We start from the raw sequence: 17,171 nt of genomic DNA on the forward strand, positions 1-17,171 counted from the left end.
GGGGGAGAAGGCGCATGCAATAGATTACATCAGAGAAAAAGTGACAGTCTTGTTTCTTTGGTTTAACTTAAGCTCTTCCTGTAGTGTTATAAGCCATTCACGATTTGCGATAGCGTTCTGTTGTGTTTCAGGATCCATTGTTCCATCAAAAGTCATTATATGAGCCAAATGTTCTGAATTATGGCATTCCTGATAAAAAATTTTTCCAGCCTCAGGATGATTGTTAATTCCATTAAGCACAGTGCGTAAATTAGGATGAGCGCCTATACAAGTAGCAAGACGTTTGAGATAGGATTTTTCTTTCCAATCATACCATGATAAATCGAGTGCTTTCAGGCTTTGGTTATTTTCCAAATAATTGAGACAGTCCTCATATTCGCTTTCTAAAGTAAATCGTACTCCCGAATACGATAAATAGGAGAGTATTTGGCCATTTTTTTGCGCTTTATTTAAGGCTTTAAACAGCTGATTCAGCCTGCTTTGCTGATCTTTTGTACCAGTAAATTTATCACTGCATTTACGCAGGAATAATCGTTCCAGGGATTTGTTTTTTGCTAGGGCAGTACATAATTGTGCAAATTCCTGATCGCTTATTCCAGCCGGTGATGCTAAGCCAAGAAAAGCCAGATTGAGTTCTTTGATTTCATTGTCTTCAAGTTTCTGCAGAATAGCAGGTAAATCAAAAGGAATGTATTTACGGTAAAGAGCCAGCAGATTACCACCGTTATGAGCATCATTATTGGTATAGTGCCAGCCTTCGAGGAACAGGTTATTAGCATTAGGACCAATCCAGCGTTTGAACAAGGTTGTTACTTCCATTGCAGTCAGTTTATCCAGATCGATTTCCAATTCTTTAATCAACAATGCTGGATCAACAGTTTGGTATTGTGCGGGAATTGTAGCGTTGTATTTTTTAGCCAAAGAGAGATTCAGTCCAAGACCTAGACGAATGTTCAGTGAGAGCAGCTTTAATTCCGTTTCCAGATTCTTGAATGCTCCATGGGATAATGCATTGTCAAAAATATCATAACAGTATTTGATCTGTGTTTCTGCTAAAGCCAAGTCTTCAAGTGCTTCAGTCGTCTGACGCAAACGCGTTTTGGCGGAGGTTCTTTCCAGGAGGACAATTAATCCTTCAATAGGTGCAAACTGAGTGTAATTTACCTGGTGCAAGCAGTTCAGCGCCTGTAAAGAGTCCTCCTTTTTAATAGTGACTGGATCGCCTTGTGCATCAAAGTCATCATAATCCTGACAGTTAGAAAATTGGCGACCTAATTTGTTATAGGCAATAGCCATTTCCAGATGAAGTACTTGTTTTAAAGAGGATAAACGTTGGGTAATTACTTTATTGTCCGAATGTTTTTCTATAAATGAAAAACATTCGCGCAGCTGATTAATGGCAAATTCAGGTATTACCTGTGCTCTGGCCAAATGAATGTTTGCCAATAATTGCAAATAAGTATGAAGCGCGCTTTTGTCAGATATTTTCTTCGCATTTTGAATAAAGGAAGTGAGGTACAGTTGTGCCTCTTCATAATTACCTGAAATCACATACAGACCACCAAGAACAACTTGTGCACTTAACTTTTGGTAGGCGGTGAGACCAGTGAGTTCTACGTAAGAGCGCAGTGCTTTAATTGCCATATGGTATTCACCCAGATAATAAGCTTGATGTGCCAGTTGCAACTGCTGTTCTGGGGTTATTTCCAGAGAGGTGAATTTGGTATCCAATGGCCTGATGTTAATGCCTCGGTCGAGCAACTCCTGTTTTGTCAGTAATTGAACATTATTTTGTTGCGCTATCTCAACAAGCTGATCTATTTGATGGTAATTGAAATCACCTGGCTCGGGTTTTACTATAGCGAGACACCGACTTTTGTCTTTCGTGTTCATGGGCATGAAAATTTGAGTGCCGCCGCCATCACACCAGACCTTTTTTCCTGTCTGTGACCAGAAATCCGTTACTGGGCTTGCTATGGATACAGCAACAGGACTGGAGAGCTCATCAATTACTATTAATTCAGCATGCACACGGTCTATCGATTGTGTAGGATCGTTTGGATCGCTGATTTGATCGGCTATGCCTAGTTCACTGGGTTTAAAGTGAATTTCATCGGTAGCATATTCGCCAAGCCATCCTTTAGGACGCAGATATTTGAAAATCCGACTGCCTACGGGAATTCGCATAAAATGAATCGGCTTCCTGGTTTCTGCTGCATTAACATGGCTTGGAATCTTATTTTTCTGCATACGGGAGGTAGGATCTTTGGCGAAATCTTCATAAATTTTGCCTAAAGCAATGGCTTCAATCCCCTCAAGACCCAAAGCTCTGGGATTAACCATTAAATTGGCAAAAAGTAAATCTTCAAGAAATTGAATTTTTTTCGTTTGAATCGATTCACCTTGCCTGGTGAAATAATGGTTGGGGCGGTATAGACTATCTTGTGATGGTTTGATATCAAAAAGATTGCCTTTGTCGAATTGCCTCATCATGAGTTTAAGAAACTGCATGAGTGTAGAGGAGATCATCCTGCTTTTGTCTCTTAAGGTTACTTTGAAATTGTTAAGCAGTGAGTTCAGGCTTTCCAGAGCGGGTTGATAGAAAAGGTGTTCATGTCCTTGTTCATCAAAACCCTTAATCGTTTTTGTTTTCGGATTACGACGTGCTTCTGTGCCCATTCTTTTTAGTTCTGGCGCAGTGAATAAAATGATGTGATCGTTTTCTGAAAATTCAATAAGGATGTGTGCTAGTGCAAATAAATGCTCTGCATTTTCCTCCTTATTGAGTAGTGTTTCGATTTGAGTACTTAAAGGTGGTTGTACTGTTTTTAACAGTTCCTGAGCATATTGCCTTATTAAAGTATAGTCTTCTGTGCTGTAAGGTTGGTCTTCCGGATGTTCATAGCAAATCCTGACCGCTGCTTCATAGGCTTTAGCTGTCTTTTGTAAATAGCTATTGGAATCCATGATCAATTGCTGTTGTTTTTCCTGTGAGCCATATATCGGGATAATGATATTCGCATGGAAGGAAATGCTGCGTTTTTTTTGATTGATGAAATTATTTAAATTGGCTGCTATTTCTTCAATCGTATTGCCAGGTCCTGCATGTAACTCTGCAACAGACAGCAGTACCTGATCTTTACAGGCGGTATAGAACGGGTAGCCTAATTCTTCATGCAATTCTCGTAAAGCCCCATCCATCAAGGTTGCATCCTGATCCTCAATAACTCCTGTAGCTGAAACCAATACTCCTCGAGCATTATCGCCTTTACGCTGGCTGTGTGCGCCTGCAAAAAGCAAGGCTCCATCGTCTTGCAGCAAACATGGGGTAATCCCGGCATTACAACGTATTTTTTTATTCAATAGTTCCTTCAGTTTAACGAGATCCAGTTCAGGTTGGCTTTTTCGCAGTATATTCATCAACTCATCATCAGTCAGTTCAGGTTGATTGAGAATATGGGTTTTGATGAATTGGCCGTATGTTTGTTGCAGAAAGTCTTTAGAAAAAAAAACATCGAAGGGTAGGTCTAGCATGGTACTGCATCCTTAACAGATTTGGGTTGTATGTACTGTAGGTGGGGCCCTTGGCCCGGTAAGCCATTGGGCCAAGGGGCAACCTGCAACTATAAACTGGATACTACTTTTAACTCTTCACTAGGGACTACGAGGCTTCTTGCAATCTCGCATGGTTTGGAGATGAAGGGAGCAAGGAACGCCAGATAAGAGTTAATTCGGCTTGGGTCAAAGGTCAAGTGTGAATGAAGATTACTGAAAACAGTGTTTATCTGTACAGCAATTTGATCAATTATTTTATTGTCATCCACTTGAGCCAGCCAATTTCTGGCGCTTGAAATCTCTGGTTCAATTTCGTTGGTTACGTGTGCTTGTAAAGTCTTTACTATGGCATTAAAGATATCTTCATTTCGAGCCTTGATAAATTCAGGGGTTGCTTTATCTTTACCCAATATCTTTTGCAAAGCTGCATAGTCTTCAATACCGCGGGGCTTAAATACGGATTTGTCGAATAATCGTTGTAATAAAGTATTTTTATCGCCAGCTTTAAGTGTATTCTCCCAACCCAAAGCCACTTCAGTAGAGCGTGGGATTATAAAATCGTTTTGTCTTGGCAGACGTGGGCCAGTTAAATCAATGTTCACCAATTCCCAATGCTCTTCCCTTTCAATGAGAAGCATATTGTCCATGCCCAAATCAGCGCTTTCACCCATTAAATGACGGAACAGGATTCCTGCACACAGTCCTTTTATTGGTTTGCCTTTTAGTTTTGCTACTAAAGTGTCGCAGCCTCTTGCAATCCACGCTTCGTTGTCTTCACCTGGTTTTTGTTCGGTTGCAAAAGGTTCTATGAGGAATTCGTGCAGGCTGATTGCGTTTGGAACGATGTTGGAAATTTGATATAAACCCATTCTGTTGCGGGTAACCAATAAATGGTGGTCTGCAATAGTAATACCCGGGATTATAGATTGCATGTAAATGTTGTTTAATTGTTGTCCGAACGCGCACATTTGATCAGTAAAGGCACAGTAGGCAAACATATCGCGTAAATCAGGTTTCTTTTGAAACAGTTTTTCTGCAAGAGAATAAACTTCATTCACTGTAAGAGTTTGCTGTACAGAAGTTTTATCGTTAGATAATGCTCTGTTGATGCGGGTCTGCATTATGTTGTCGAGCATCTCGATGCCTTCTTCAGAATTTAGAAATTCTGAAAAGCTTTCAGTAATGTCTGTCTTTAATTTCGTTTCTTTTTCTTTTTTAGCTGTTTCGCGCGCGATTTTATCTTGTTTCGACTCATTTTTTGGTGCTTCTGGCTCTGTCAAACGTAAATAGTTGCCTACAATATAGCCCAGTAAAGTGGCCCATTTGGAACTGGATTTCAGGGTATCTTCTGTTGCTTTTGCGATAGTTTCAGCAACTTTACGTTTCTTGGCAGGTGGTAGGGTTGAAAAGTTGTTCAGATCACTCTTAAGTTCATCGGGAGAATTTAAAGCAATTTGGAGCTTACTGTATGCATTAACGTATTGTTCTAAAGCTTGCATTAATAGAGAAAAATTAATACCTATTTTAGCAATTGCTTCCTGGTTGCGAAATGCAAACACATGACCTACATCAGTGCCACCTGGCTTTTCTCTCAGGTAAGGTAAAGCGGTTTTGGTGTTTCTATCACCCATATCCTCATCAGTAGAAATAACAAAACCGGTGAAAGGATTGGCTTCGCCTGGTTGGAATATACTTCTCTTCTCTCTTCTTTCTTGCATAGTTACGACTCCATAAAAATGAGTCGTTATTTTCTACTGGGTGATTTAATTGTGTAATTGGTGGATCTGCCCGGGTAGATCTACCTATTGCGTTTTTTAGTTCTACGATTGCAGGGTGCACTGTGTTACTCTGTGCCAATAATGGCTATTCTTGATCATTTAACTTTCTTTAAGCTCTTTAAATAAAAGCTGGAAGAATTCTTTGTATTGACCGACCAGATACCCCAATTGGAAGGGGCTGTATACTTGCAGTTTTAACTTAAGTTGTTGCACGTATTTCTCTGCTGTTCTGGGCGATATGTTTAAAATCAGAGCTATTTCAGGTACGGTTTTACCCTGATACAGCCAAAAAAGAGATTCCAGCTCTCTGGGAGTCAGATTACCCAACTGATGGTTTTCATGGGGGATGAGCATATCCTTTAACAAGAATTCAGGTTTTGGATCCGGGTGCAGAGCAAACTGGTTTTCACAGCAGTGCTTTTTTAACAGGGGGTGGAGCAGTAGCTGGAATTGAACGAAATGATTAATCTGGCGAAAGTGTTTCATCAATAAATTATTTACTTGATGATGTCCTCTGCCAAGTGCTATTTCGAAAATATCGACATAATCATTATTTTTGTAATAAAGAACCAGTTCGGAGACTATATTAAAATCATCACGCAGGGGTTGTAACAGCTGGATTATTTTTTCAGGAGCAGACGGCCAGGAATCAGATAAGGCGAAACCTGAATGATAAAACTCATAACTTCGCTCATTCATTCCCAGTAAATATTTTTTTTCAGAAAAATACCATTCTAACGCATCTGGCCTGGTAGTCAGGATAGCCAAGGTATTATTTTTGAATAATCGGGTCAGGCGAATAAAGCTCAGGGGTAATTTATCAATTAAAGGCTGGCAAAGCGCTTGAAAATGAGATGACTGATCCAGCGTGGATTTTAACCAGGGTTTTAATTGAAGTTCGTTCATAATTCATCAGGCTGAAGACGAGGTTCAATAATAACACAGTGTGAGTTGATTTGAATGGGTCATAGTGCTCGCATTACTCTCAGTTTTAATATAATGAACCCAAATCATGAATTTGATGACATCACAAGGAGCACGTCTTGCCTTGCAGCACGAAGTCGCATCGCATAGGTTTTATTATGCATACCGATTGCATCAAGACTACGCTTGCTACAGCTTAAACAATTAAATCAATAACATCAGAGAAATAGCGTGGCTTCTCTACTCTTGTATACCATGCAAGTACTAGTTTATTTTCATAAGAGAGGCCGGAATTGAGTAATATTAACTCTTTCTTATCTAGATAAGGTTGGCATAATTCGGTGGACAATACTCCAAATCCATACCCATTTATAAACAACGATAATAATGATTCATTGATGTTAACAAAATGGCGTTCTGTTTGAATATGCTCTAGTAAATTATAGCGCTTGAGGTAATTTAAAGTCATAGGATCAGATTCATCAAAATCTATTATTCGTTCTGTTTGCAATATCTCTTTAAAATCCCTTGACTTCCAAGATGAAGTGCATACCAAGACATAATTCTCCGCTTTGATAGGCTTTACTTGCATTTCTTTGAAAATATGTTGAGGCTCAATAATTACAAAATGACTAATACCAGTTTGCAAAGAAGTAATTCTTTGTGCGGAATCATTTACATTGAAGGTTATTACCAAATTAGGGTATCGTTTCATTAATTGACCGCACCTCGGAATAATGCGAGAAGCCATAATACTGGTGGGACCACTAATACATAACCTCACTGTTGAATCAACCCCTGCACCATGAATGTTGGCTAGTGTATGGCCTTCTAATTCTTGTGAGGCATAACAATATTGAAGCAATGCTTCACCTTCAGAGGTTAATAATACACCATGGTGTGTACGTATAAATAAAGTTGCGCGTAAACGTGCTTCTAAAGTTCGTATTCGTTGAGTCACTGCTGTTTGAGTTAAATGAATAACTTTGGCTGCAGCATGCATACTTCCATGTTGAGCTACAGCAAAAAATACTTGGAGTTGAGGATCGAGTAAAGTAACTAATGATTTCATTATATCCTATTTATTAATTAGCACCATTAAGGACGAATTTAAACTGAAAAAACTGCGTCTGTATATGAATTACAATTTTTTTTGATAAAGCTCATGCCTCTTTTATTAGGTAAGGTGTATTTACCTAGTTCTACTAAATAAAATTGCTCAAATCCAGGAATAATATATTTTACACAATGAAATCCAGTATCAATATCTGCGATTGTTTTGGTATAGATTGCAAAATCTTTATCTCGAATTCGTTGGACGATTGTATTAAGTTGTTGTTTAAGAGACCTATCTCCATTATATGAGGGAAGTGAGTTGAAATTTACAATTTGAGAATTTGGAGTAAGTTGCGCAATATCTGCTTTTGCGCATTTTGCTAATAATGGGGTAATAGCAAAATTATTTAATGTTTGGATTTGATTCTCAGCTAAATGTTGATTAAATAAATGCAAAGGTTGTAATGATTCCAGAAGAGCTCTTTCTAACGCATAGCCTTTGAATAACGAAGTCCCACATCCAATAGGCTGAATAGCCATGGATTGATTAGTCATGGTTACAAGGATGGTAGGGATCCCAATGTCGCTGGTTATGTCTACAAGAATCAGCTCTTCAGCATATTCCTTTTCAATCCGATCAATTATCTTTTTTAAGTATTCTGGTACAGTTTGTTTATCGATTATGGAAATTTTTTTATTCAGTAAAAATGCTTGAATGAGGAATAGAGAGTAAGCATCTCGCTCTACAGCTTCATTTAATGCATGGATGCTTGCCTCTTCTCTACTGGTCCCTGAAGCTATACCAGAATCACAAGCATTCCATGCATAAGGTTGATAATTAAATTTATCTGAAGAGGGGGGATTTTTTCCATATCGGGGATCAAGAAGATAAAAAGGATAGAACAGAAATTCACCAGTTATCAATTCTTCGCATTGTGCAAATGGGATCTTTTCTTTGTGCAGGAAAATTCCAGGATCTAAAAGGTCGAGCTCTTTAAGCTTATCAACAATTAATGGATTATCTAACGAATAATAGTGTTCCTGATTATGATTATATTGGCAAAACGAATGAACTGCATAATGCTCTATAGCTTCAAAGCAAGCACTGACCTTGGATTGAACTCCTATACCTTTACCACAACCATAAAATATAGTGTTGTTTTTTGTGTCTAATAATTTGCAATGATAGGTTTTAAGCTCGTTACCATAAAAGCTGAATTCGGCATGTAACTTTAATTTAAGTATCGTAGATTCCGCAATCTTCATAGCCATTTCTGGTAACATCTGTCTTTCACAATGGTTGTTCATTAAATATCTCCAAACCACGGGTTTTTATTGGTAAAAACTTGGCATCTCTAATCAGACTAAAGTTTTCTAGCTCAGGGATGAGGGTATAAGTTATCGCTACTCCAATGGATGACTTATATAAGACTTGCGTGTATATATTTGCACCCTGTTTGGCTAAAAGATTCACCATAAACTGGATTTGTTGGGGAAGGCTTTCATGCAAGGAATAGGATGAAATATTGTTCCAGTCTATTTCGGTATATAATTTGTTAACTATGAGATATTTTAGATCCCCAATCATTGCTTTTAACAATAAAGGACAGCTGGATAAAAGGGCAACATTTTCCTCCCTATATTTTTTGGCATTTTGATTAAATCTATCTTTGTATTGTATTGATTCAAAAAGTGCCTGTATTAGAGCTTTTTCTTTGAAAAGTGATGTGCCAAAGCCCTGAGGCTGTAATAACATGTTTTGCTTTGTAAAACTAACTACAAATGAAGGAATATTAATATCGCTTGTCATATCCATGATGATTAGTTTTTCATTAAATTGCTTCTCTATTGTTGAGACTATTTTAGCGATGTTTTCAGGAAGAGTTTCTTTTAAAAGCAATCGAGCAGGGCATGGGTTTTTGTTAATTATTGTTTTTAGTAAAAATAAAGAATAGGCATCTCTTTCTACCCATTGATTTATACCATGGATAATTGCTTCATCAGTAGTCGCACCTATTGCTAATCCTGTATTATCGCTGAGCTCACTCAGATAATCTTGTCTAAAATTTTTTAATCGTGGCGTTGAGGCATAAATTAAACCTAGAGGGTAATGGATTTTTTGAGTTGGATTTTGATAATGAATTAACTCAATCCAGGGGTACCTATTATTTTGATAAATTTCTTGCAATAAAAGCTTGGGCATTAACCGTTTCTCAAGCAAAAATTGAGTTGATGGGGATGACTTAGTGGAAAAAAAATACAGTTCATCAATCAAATTATTGTTACATATCTTGAAACTAATAGATTTTTCTAAAGACTCATATAATGCTTTTATTTTAGAAAGTTGGGTAAAACCGCTAGCGCCTCCTATAAAAGATAGTTTTAATTGGTGATTATTTGTAGAACAAAGATAAGTACTTAGATGGGTGTCTTCGTGCTTAATATTATTAAGACCTTTGAACAGAGGCGTAATATGATTTTTTGCGGCTTCTTCTAGACCTATCAATAAGGCATCATCAAGTTTATATGCCCGTTGATTGATTGCTTCAAGGGAATTATTCATAGCCACTACTCCTTCAACGGGACCATAAAAATTATTTAAGCAATTCTTCTAATTCTTTATATTGCTCCAGATCAAACTCGCCATAACCTGGACCCGCAAATTTTGTACGCCCATAATCTTTATCGAGTGTTTTATAGGTAATGATGCTTTCTTGTTCATTGTTCTCATCGAGTATTTCCATCGTTTGTATTCCTTATTTTTTATTTGAATTGATAAGCAAATTTTTTCTTATCATTCTAGATAATATGACTTTTTATATGATTATAAATAATGAAAAAAATGAGTTACGTGATAAGGAATTATCATATCTACAATAAGTGAATAATGGCGTTTCAGCAGGTGGTACGCATTTTGGAAACCAAGTACTCTATCATTAAAATTGAGCAAAATAGAAATATATTAAATCATGGTGTTCTATTAATGAGCGACAAGTACTGACTTAAGGACACGTTTTGGTCACAATTGTCCTAAAAACCAAGTTCTCTACATTAAAATTATAATCTTAACTTGTTGAATTTAAAGTAAAAAATGGCGCGCTCGGAGGGATTCGAACCCCCGACACCTTGGTTCGAAGCCAAATGCTCACTATTTAAAGTCTTTAATAATCAATACCTTACGATGCATCAAAATCGTAAAATACTGCCTAGAACCGTCTAGAACAGCCTAGTACTGCCACAGTTATGCCACAAATCGTGACACAGTAATGTGAGATAATTTATGCCACATTTGGTTTAATCTTTATTACTCTGAAAGATATGATTTTTGCAGCGGGCGCTGCAAAAAGAGAGATTTAAATTGATAACAAAATTTAGCATAATATGCTATTATTTGTTATATATATATATATATTATTAGGAGCGATTTAAATGAACATTTCACTTACCCCAGAGCTTGAACATTTCGTACAAGATAAAGTAAATAGTGGCATGTATACCTCAGCAAGTGAAGTGATTCGTGAATCATTAAGACTACTGCACACGCATGATGATTTACAAAATCAACGTATTAAACAGTTGAATCAAGAGATTGATATTGGATTACAACAATTAAATGCCGGAAAAAAAGTTCCCGCACATGAAAGTTACAAGCGTATGAAACAAAAAATTAATAAGTTGGCTAAGGATGCTAAATGACTTCAAGATGTGTTCTATCTGTCGTCGCAGAACAAGATATTGATGAAATAATCACTTATCTTGCACAAGAAAATCCTGTAGTGGCTCAAAAATTTCTTGATGCGCTATTTGATGCAATGGATAAGTTAGCTGAATATCCAGAACTTGGTCATCTTCGTGAAGACCTGACTGATAGGCCCGTAAAGTTTTGGCCGTTTAAATGGCATTATCTTATTATCTATAAACCCACTTCACCTCTTGAGATTGTCAGAGTTTTAAGTGGGTTCCGTGACATTATTAGCTTGATCGGGTGATTATACTATGGCAGTTCTAAATGATTATGCCATTATCTTTTTCCTCAAAACTAGCTATCAAGTCAGGAATAATATTGATTAGTTGTATCATCGTTTGCAGTACTTGATTTACTTGCTCTATACCTAAAGTTTTTTGCTCTGATTCCTCCCTGGTACAGGCTCGCTCGATATTATAAACCATCCAATTAATCCAATTACCTAAAACGGCATTAAAAGCTGCTTCAAGAACAGTTTTATCTAATTGTCCACCTGAATTGCTATAAGTCTGTATCATTTTGATAAAAATAGCCTGATTGAAATGGGTGGTAATTCCACTCCAATCTAAACTTGCATTGACTATTTCATAGGTTAGATTTAGTTTGCGAGCACATTCCCAGTCTATTAGTATAGGATTATCGTTTTTATCCCATAGGACATTTTTTTGATCCAGATCCCCGTGACTAACTACACTGCTTTGTTTGAGAAGAGGGAGCATATTTTGGTAGTTAGTATTGATTGTGGTAATAGTCTTTTGATGTTCTGTTAATGCGGCTGCAAATGGACAGTGGTAACTCTGAGCTTTACTGAATAGTTCTTCCAGACTGTCATTGGTGTGAATATCAAATTCTGGTTCCTTAATTTCTGGTACTGCAAGATTAATCAGATGCATCTGTGCAATAATTTCAGCTATTTTTAGGGCGTGGGATTTTGAAACGGTGTCTTTATGAAGTGGTTTCGCATCGACCCAGGGGTAAATCAAAAATCCAGTTCCATGAATCAATACAAGATACTTTCCTGATGGTTTCAGTGCGCATATAGCAGGAATTCCACGTTCAACAAAACGAGTAGCTATTTCTTCAGTTAAGTTATAATTCTCTATGATGCTTTTATTTTTAAGTTTAATATCGGGGGAAAGTTGTTTGATGGCATAAGAGGCTTCCTCTGTATTAATGCGCCACATTGTATGCAATAAACCTCCGTGTACCCTTTTAGGTGGGCTTAATGGTGTACCTAATTCAAGTTCGTTGCAGAGATTAATAAGATTACTGTGGTTCATTGGATAGGATGCCTTAATCGTTAAATAAGCTTATTTTTATTTCACAAGATTATATCTATTTCAATTTCTTTGTGAACCACAACACCAAATCGTCATCAAGACAAACTTGACTCCCAGGCTCAATACTTTTGTAATCATAAGTAATCCCCAGTCCATCGGGTTTATAGCCTTTTGCTATATAGAGCTTTTGAGCACTACCGTATCCGTCATAAAGACCGACACCAAGCCCTACAATATCATAAAACTTACCAGCCTCTTGTTCAGCAATATCCAGCATAGCAGTACCAAGGCCCTTATTACGGTATGGAGGGAGAACATTTAGGTCCATAATCTCAGGAATGTTTTGTTGTTTAAATGAAGGATATAAAGAGCGCCACTTCAAGGTAATATAACCAGCAAATTCACCTTCATAAAAAGCTAACCAAACCATTCGCTCTTTATTTTCGTGCTCATGCCAATAAGTTTCAAAAGTAGACTGTGGTTTTGGCCAATTGTGTTTAGCAAAATTGCTTACGAGAAGGGGGATATCCTTTGCAACAAATGACCTTATGCTAATTGCTTGATTATTGCAGTTTTTAAATTGATTTAGGCTCAAGGCCATATAAACCATATTCCATTCATAACCAATGGGTTTTAAATTCAGTAGAGAATTAAACCCATTATTTTTATAAAAGTTATAGGTCTTTAGATAATTTGCATCAGACTCTGCAGGAGCAAGGGTTTCAACAGTCATGGTCGTAGCACCTTGCAGTCTTGCATAATATACCGCTTCTTGAAGCAATAAAGACCCTATGCCTTGGCCTTGAAATGCACGTAGAACGCCCATCCAATAAATATTGCTGTTTGCAGGATATGGAAAATCAAGGCTTAAAAGCCCGACATATTTTTCTCCTGCAATTGCTGCAAAATTAATGCGCGAACAAACGCCTAATGCATAATGTTCATTACAATCGGGTAAACCAAAATATTCTGGTAAATCTGCCGTGATTTGGCGACATAAGGTTTGCGCGATTTCAGATGAGATTTGTTCTATTTTATAATTCATTAGTATTTATCTTCAGTGACCTGAAATGCAGGATAAAATTCAAGCGGATTTACATCTGGCCATAGCCTTGAGAGCTTTTCAAGCATTGTTGCTGACATTAGTCTTAGGTTGGGAAATTGATTGTGTTTCGTTGCTACATCAACAAAGGCTTGTAGTCGAGATAATACCCTTGGTCTGACCCAATTGTCTTTTGGTTTCCACAAGGAATGGTCTGGTGTCGGTCCAGAAGGGCCTACTCTATCGATTTCCAGTGTGGAATTGAGGAAGTGTAGAGTTTGCTGCAATACCCAAAAACCACAGGCCTCTGTATAAGCGGTGCTATAAGCTAAATCATCCGATGCAGCGGGAATTAATTGTTTCAATTCATTTCTATAAATCAGTTCAAGAGGTTCAATAATAGGGGTAGGTATGGCTTTCGCACACCAACAGGTGGGCATGCTCATGCGCAAGTAGGTTGCGTCTAAAAGTGCATTTCTAACACTGCCCCACTCAAAGTCTATGAGCTGTAAGTCACGGTTCTCTTCGTGATCAAAAACATTGTCGGGACAAATATCTCCATGAGTTAGAACTGTAAAGGGGCCTGGGAGGTGCACTGACTGTATAATATGACGGGCTTCATTTATAAGGCTTGCACTTATTGACAAGCCTAAATTTTGATTGGCTAATTCAAGGGTTGGTAATAAATCATTAAAGCAAAAATCTAGATTTTCTTGCAGGGTTTCTAATCGGGGATTAATCTTTTTTAGGATTTGTTCATATCGATTTGTAATACCAAAACTTTCTCCATGAAAACTTCCTAAGGCCTTCATAAATCGTTCTAAAGCCTCAATTGCTTTACTTTCATTTGGCAATGTTAGCGAGTCCACAAGGCTGATATGTTTATGACCTAAGTCCTCAATAAGAATAAATCGCTGTTGCTTACTACCGACATAAAATTTGGGAACATTATGAACGTTTTTCTCAACTCCACTTATAAATTTAAGCCCAGCCCAATCTCTTGAAAACCGCGCATAAGCGTCTTTATCATCTGAATCAGATTGTTCAGGCAGTGATTGTTTTAATATAATGCTTTTTGGAACGGTTGATGAGGGGCTGGTGAGAGTTATCCTTAATAGTACATTTCTCCGATCAGCTTCACTTAAAAATTTAATAGAGTTTATCTTTATATCAGATGCAAAGTGATCCTTAAGAAGGTGCAAGGCCTCTTGCAAAATGTCTGGATGAACTAATCTATCTTCTTCAATCATTTTTTCTCTGTATTTATTTAATCGGAAGGGAAAGAGTCATTATAATTCATCCATTGAACCTTACCATCATTTAATTTTGGAAGTCTTATTAGTGATCGAGATGTATTAATTGTCCAATGGTATGAAAATGTAAGTTAAGGAAGCTCAGATAATTTTTTCTCCATGATAATGGTCCTTTCTTCCCCGTAGTACTCATTGCGTAACGCACTATACCCAAGCTTTTGATAAAATCCCTCCGCAGTAATTGATGAGGAAACTGTCAAACTGGAAATACTTTCTTTACGTGCCATTTCTTCTAAGTAGTGCATTAACAAGGATCCCGCTTTTTTACCTTGCTTATTGGGTAATACAAAAACCGTTCGCACTAGGTTTCCCTCAAGACTTGCTGTACCAATAATGTGGTTCTTTTCTGTTATGACAATAATTTTTCTTTGTTTCATTTTTACAGTTATTTGTTCTTTAGAAAAACTTTTAATCACTTCATTGATCACACTGTCTGGGTAATCCTTTGAACTTACTTCTTTGAGTGTTTGAATGATAACGTGACTGATTGCTTCGGCATCAGCAAGAGTTGCTCTTCGTATACATAAATTGGTCATCATTCTGATTTTATATCGTCAATAGTTTTCAAAATATATTCGGCACGTTCTATAATGGAAATCTTTGGTACTTCTATTATATCGTACCCACATTTTAGATACCCTTCTTTAACCGCATGATAAGTCTCTACTGCTTCATTAAAATCCTGTTTTCTTTCGGTATCATGGCAATAAATTTCAGGCCAGGGAGGGAAGAGGAATGCTTTTTGGTTGTATCGATAGTTATTAACTGCCTCATTAATTTCTGAAGTTACTCCGCCACAAAATCGTTCAGAATAGCTATACAAATCGGGGATACCGCGATCAAAGAAGATTATCCTTTCGGTAACTGGCAACATTTTAGTATAATCGGCAATGGATTTTTTGAGCATTAAATCACAATATATTATTCTATTACCGGTATGAGTAGCATTACCACCAGTAGCTTGTTGATTTATGATAATATCACGCGCCACTTCGGCTATAGCCAGATGTCCTTGTTGTTTTAACCCATTCAAAACGGTTGTTTTACCTGCACCTGGACCACCAGTGAATAAATAAAATTTGGGACTTTGAATTAAATTCATTGAGTTTTCATCATGTTCGGTCCTTTAATCCTGTTGAGTTTTCCCCATCTTGATGTAATACCAAATGTGAAACTTGTCCGCTTTCATTTTTGAAAAAATTAATTTGGATATCTGGTATTTTCCCAAAAAATTTAGTTTCTGATTCAGGAAACAATTTCATATTCGGTTGGCCTGTTTCCTGTACCATTAAATAGCCATTTTGTAGAGAAATAATAAGTTGCCTCAAGCGGGTGAGGCCATAGGTGCCGACATATGGTTTAATGTTGTATGTTCCAATATATTTAGCAAGCGATTCAGAAGAGAGAACTATTTCTTTTCTCTCGGAAGGTAATGTAACAGATCTCCCATGAGCTAAGCCTACCAATTTTAAAGCAAGATCTTGCGCAACATAACCTAAGGCATTTAGGTTGGCTAAAACAATAACCGTGAGCTTATCGTCTGGGAAATAGATTAATTTGGTGTTAAATCCACTAGTGCCACCAGCATGGGATATTACTTTATGCCCATTCAAAGAGTATATTCTTACACCCAAGCCATAATCATTTTTAAAAGGCTCTATCATTTTTTTAAGTGATTCTATTGATAGAATTTTTCCTCCAAACAAACTTTGTTCCCATCTTAGCAAATCGTGTGTTGTGGAGTATAAAGAGCCTGCTGAATAAGGAATACTCATATCTAAATAATCTGCATTACGAATTCCATTTGAGCTGACCATATACCCAGCAGCACGATGTAAAATAATTTCTGAGTGAGAGTCATATCCTGAATCGTTCATCTCAAGAGGTTTGAATATATTATTTACAACAAAATCTTGATAACTTTGACCACTTATTTTTTCAATTAGATATCCTAGGAGCACATAGGCCGAATTGTTGTACTCAAAGTTTGATCCAGGTTGGAAATTTAATGGTTTGTTGCGAAAAAATTCGATTTGTTGTTCTGGTGTTTTGGTACTTGTTGTAAATGCAGCAAAATCAGGGAAACTAGTGTAACTAGGAATTCCAGAGGTGTGGTTTAACAAATGGAAGAGTGTTACCTTGTCCCAAGCAGAAGGTGCATTTGGCATGTATTTATTAGTGAAATCGCTTATTTTAAGCTTACCTTGTTCTTCAAGCAATAAAATCGCTACGGCTGTAAACTGCTTTGTGAGCGAGGCGATGCGAAATTTTGTAGTTGTTGTATTAGGTATTTGCCACTCAAGATTGGCGTAGCCATAACCTTTATCCAGAATAATATGCCCATGTTGTGCTACAAGAATTGATCCCATGAATTGTTTATCTGCTACATACGTCTGTACAACCTGTTCCATGCGCAATACTTGTTTATTCATGGCACAACCTCCTAAAGGACATAAAAGCGATCATCTATTTTTTGCT

Annotated in this window: 15 protein-coding genes; 2 read left to right on the forward strand and 13 right to left on the reverse strand. The window is 37.2% G+C overall.

Annotation, left to right across the window (positions count from 1 at the left end):
* Nucleotides 1-24: 24 nt before the first annotated feature.
* The 7 genes from AB3348_RS11025 to AB3348_RS11055 all read right to left on the reverse strand — a co-directional run bounded on the left by AB3348_RS11025 (nt 25) and on the right by AB3348_RS11055 (nt 10,057).
* A complete protein-coding gene (locus AB3348_RS11025; protein WP_367607674.1) occupies nt 25-3,420 on the reverse strand; it encodes a hypothetical protein in 3,396 nt (1,131 codons plus the stop codon).
* A 203-nt stretch (nt 3,421-3,623) separates the two neighbouring features.
* A complete protein-coding gene (locus tag AB3348_RS11030) occupies nt 3,624-5,273 on the reverse strand; it encodes a hypothetical protein (protein WP_367607675.1) in 1,650 nt (549 codons plus the stop codon).
* A 159-nt stretch (nt 5,274-5,432) separates the two neighbouring features.
* A complete protein-coding gene (locus AB3348_RS11035) occupies nt 5,433-6,239 on the reverse strand; it encodes a helix-turn-helix transcriptional regulator (protein ID WP_367607676.1) in 807 nt (268 codons plus the stop codon).
* Nucleotides 6,240-6,453: 214 nt separating this feature from the next.
* Nucleotides 6,454-7,329 carry a LysR family transcriptional regulator gene (locus AB3348_RS11040; RefSeq protein WP_367607677.1) on the reverse strand — a complete coding sequence of 292 codons (876 nt, stop codon included), beginning with the start codon at nt 7,327-7,329 and terminating at the stop codon, nt 6,454-6,456.
* 38 nt (nt 7,330-7,367) lie between these two features.
* Nucleotides 7,368-8,621, reverse strand: a complete 1,254-nt coding sequence (locus AB3348_RS11045; protein ID WP_367607678.1) for a YcaO-like family protein — start codon at nt 8,619-8,621, stop codon at nt 7,368-7,370.
* Complete coding sequence (locus AB3348_RS11050; protein ID WP_367607679.1) at nt 8,605-9,876, reverse strand: YcaO-like family protein; 1,272 nt, start codon at nt 9,874-9,876, stop codon at nt 8,605-8,607. Before AB3348_RS11050 ends, AB3348_RS11045 begins: the two co-directional genes overlap by 17 nt.
* A gap of 31 nt (nt 9,877-9,907) precedes the next feature.
* The gene (locus AB3348_RS11055) at nt 9,908-10,057 is read right to left on the reverse strand and encodes a hypothetical protein (protein ID WP_367607680.1); all 150 of its coding nucleotides are present in this window, start codon (nt 10,055-10,057) and stop codon (nt 9,908-9,910) included.
* Nucleotides 10,058-10,742: 685 nt separating this feature from the next.
* Here AB3348_RS11055 and AB3348_RS11060 point away from each other — a divergent pair.
* Both AB3348_RS11060 and AB3348_RS11065 read left to right on the forward strand, forming a co-directional pair.
* Complete coding sequence (locus AB3348_RS11060) at nt 10,743-11,009, forward strand: type II toxin-antitoxin system ParD family antitoxin (protein ID WP_058491715.1); 267 nt, start codon at nt 10,743-10,745, stop codon at nt 11,007-11,009.
* Nucleotides 11,006-11,302, forward strand: a complete 297-nt coding sequence (locus AB3348_RS11065) for a type II toxin-antitoxin system RelE/ParE family toxin (protein ID WP_367607681.1) — start codon at nt 11,006-11,008, stop codon at nt 11,300-11,302. The genes AB3348_RS11060 and AB3348_RS11065 overlap by 4 nt, the downstream gene beginning before the upstream one ends.
* A gap of 16 nt (nt 11,303-11,318) precedes the next feature.
* On the opposite strand, the gene AB3348_RS11070 is transcribed toward AB3348_RS11065, so the two are convergent.
* From AB3348_RS11070 to AB3348_RS11095, 6 genes are all read right to left on the reverse strand, one after another.
* On the reverse strand, nt 11,319-12,338 hold the full coding sequence (locus AB3348_RS11070) for a phosphotransferase (RefSeq protein ID WP_367607682.1): 1,020 nt from the start codon (nt 12,336-12,338) through the stop codon (nt 11,319-11,321).
* A 55-nt stretch (nt 12,339-12,393) separates the two neighbouring features.
* Nucleotides 12,394-13,383, reverse strand: coding sequence for a GNAT family N-acetyltransferase (locus tag AB3348_RS11075; RefSeq protein ID WP_367607683.1), 990 nt, complete (start codon nt 13,381-13,383; stop codon nt 12,394-12,396).
* On the reverse strand, nt 13,383-14,630 hold the full coding sequence (locus tag AB3348_RS11080) for a hypothetical protein (RefSeq protein WP_367607684.1): 1,248 nt from the start codon (nt 14,628-14,630) through the stop codon (nt 13,383-13,385). The genes AB3348_RS11075 and AB3348_RS11080 overlap by 1 nt, the downstream gene beginning before the upstream one ends.
* A 134-nt stretch (nt 14,631-14,764) precedes the next feature.
* Nucleotides 14,765-15,232: a GNAT family N-acetyltransferase gene (locus AB3348_RS11085; RefSeq protein ID WP_367607685.1), complete on the reverse strand. Its 468-nt coding sequence runs from the start codon at nt 15,230-15,232 to the stop codon at nt 14,765-14,767.
* Complete coding sequence (locus AB3348_RS11090) at nt 15,229-15,795, reverse strand: AAA family ATPase (RefSeq protein ID WP_367607686.1); 567 nt, start codon at nt 15,793-15,795, stop codon at nt 15,229-15,231. The genes AB3348_RS11085 and AB3348_RS11090 overlap by 4 nt, the downstream gene beginning before the upstream one ends.
* A gap of 10 nt (nt 15,796-15,805) precedes the next feature.
* Nucleotides 15,806-17,125: a serine hydrolase gene (locus AB3348_RS11095; RefSeq protein ID WP_367607687.1), complete on the reverse strand. Its 1,320-nt coding sequence runs from the start codon at nt 17,123-17,125 to the stop codon at nt 15,806-15,808.
* Nucleotides 17,126-17,171: the final 46 nt, after the last annotated feature.

This window comes from Legionella sp. W05-934-2 (assembly GCF_964199965.1).
Lineage (GTDB): Bacteria > Pseudomonadota > Gammaproteobacteria > Legionellales > Legionellaceae > JAFIFT01.

Coding starts and splice junctions, on each gene's coding strand:
- AB3348_RS11025 (WP_367607674.1), bottom strand. CDS start 3,420: ATGAATATACTGCGAAAAAGCCAACCTGAACTGGATCTCGTTAAACTG.
- AB3348_RS11030 (WP_367607675.1), bottom strand. CDS start 5,273: ATGCAAGAAAGAAGAGAGAAGAGAAGTATATTCCAACCAGGCGAAGCC.
- AB3348_RS11035 (WP_367607676.1), bottom strand. CDS start 6,239: ATGAACGAACTTCAATTAAAACCCTGGTTAAAATCCACGCTGGATCAG.
- AB3348_RS11040 (WP_367607677.1), bottom strand. CDS start 7,329: ATGAAATCATTAGTTACTTTACTCGATCCTCAACTCCAAGTATTTTTT.
- AB3348_RS11045 (WP_367607678.1), bottom strand. CDS start 8,621: ATGAACAACCATTGTGAAAGACAGATGTTACCAGAAATGGCTATGAAG.
- AB3348_RS11050 (WP_367607679.1), bottom strand. CDS start 9,876: ATGAATAATTCCCTTGAAGCAATCAATCAACGGGCATATAAACTTGAT.
- AB3348_RS11055 (WP_367607680.1), bottom strand. CDS start 10,057: ATGGAAATACTCGATGAGAACAATGAACAAGAAAGCATCATTACCTAT.
- AB3348_RS11060 (WP_058491715.1), top strand. CDS start 10,743: ATGAACATTTCACTTACCCCAGAGCTTGAACATTTCGTACAAGATAAA.
- AB3348_RS11065 (WP_367607681.1), top strand. CDS start 11,006: ATGACTTCAAGATGTGTTCTATCTGTCGTCGCAGAACAAGATATTGAT.
- AB3348_RS11070 (WP_367607682.1), bottom strand. CDS start 12,338: ATGAACCACAGTAATCTTATTAATCTCTGCAACGAACTTGAATTAGGT.
- AB3348_RS11075 (WP_367607683.1), bottom strand. CDS start 13,383: ATGAATTATAAAATAGAACAAATCTCATCTGAAATCGCGCAAACCTTA.
- AB3348_RS11080 (WP_367607684.1), bottom strand. CDS start 14,630: ATGATTGAAGAAGATAGATTAGTTCATCCAGACATTTTGCAAGAGGCC.
- AB3348_RS11085 (WP_367607685.1), bottom strand. CDS start 15,232: ATGATGACCAATTTATGTATACGAAGAGCAACTCTTGCTGATGCCGAA.
- AB3348_RS11090 (WP_367607686.1), bottom strand. CDS start 15,795: ATGAATTTAATTCAAAGTCCCAAATTTTATTTATTCACTGGTGGTCCA.
- AB3348_RS11095 (WP_367607687.1), bottom strand. CDS start 17,125: ATGAATAAACAAGTATTGCGCATGGAACAGGTTGTACAGACGTATGTA.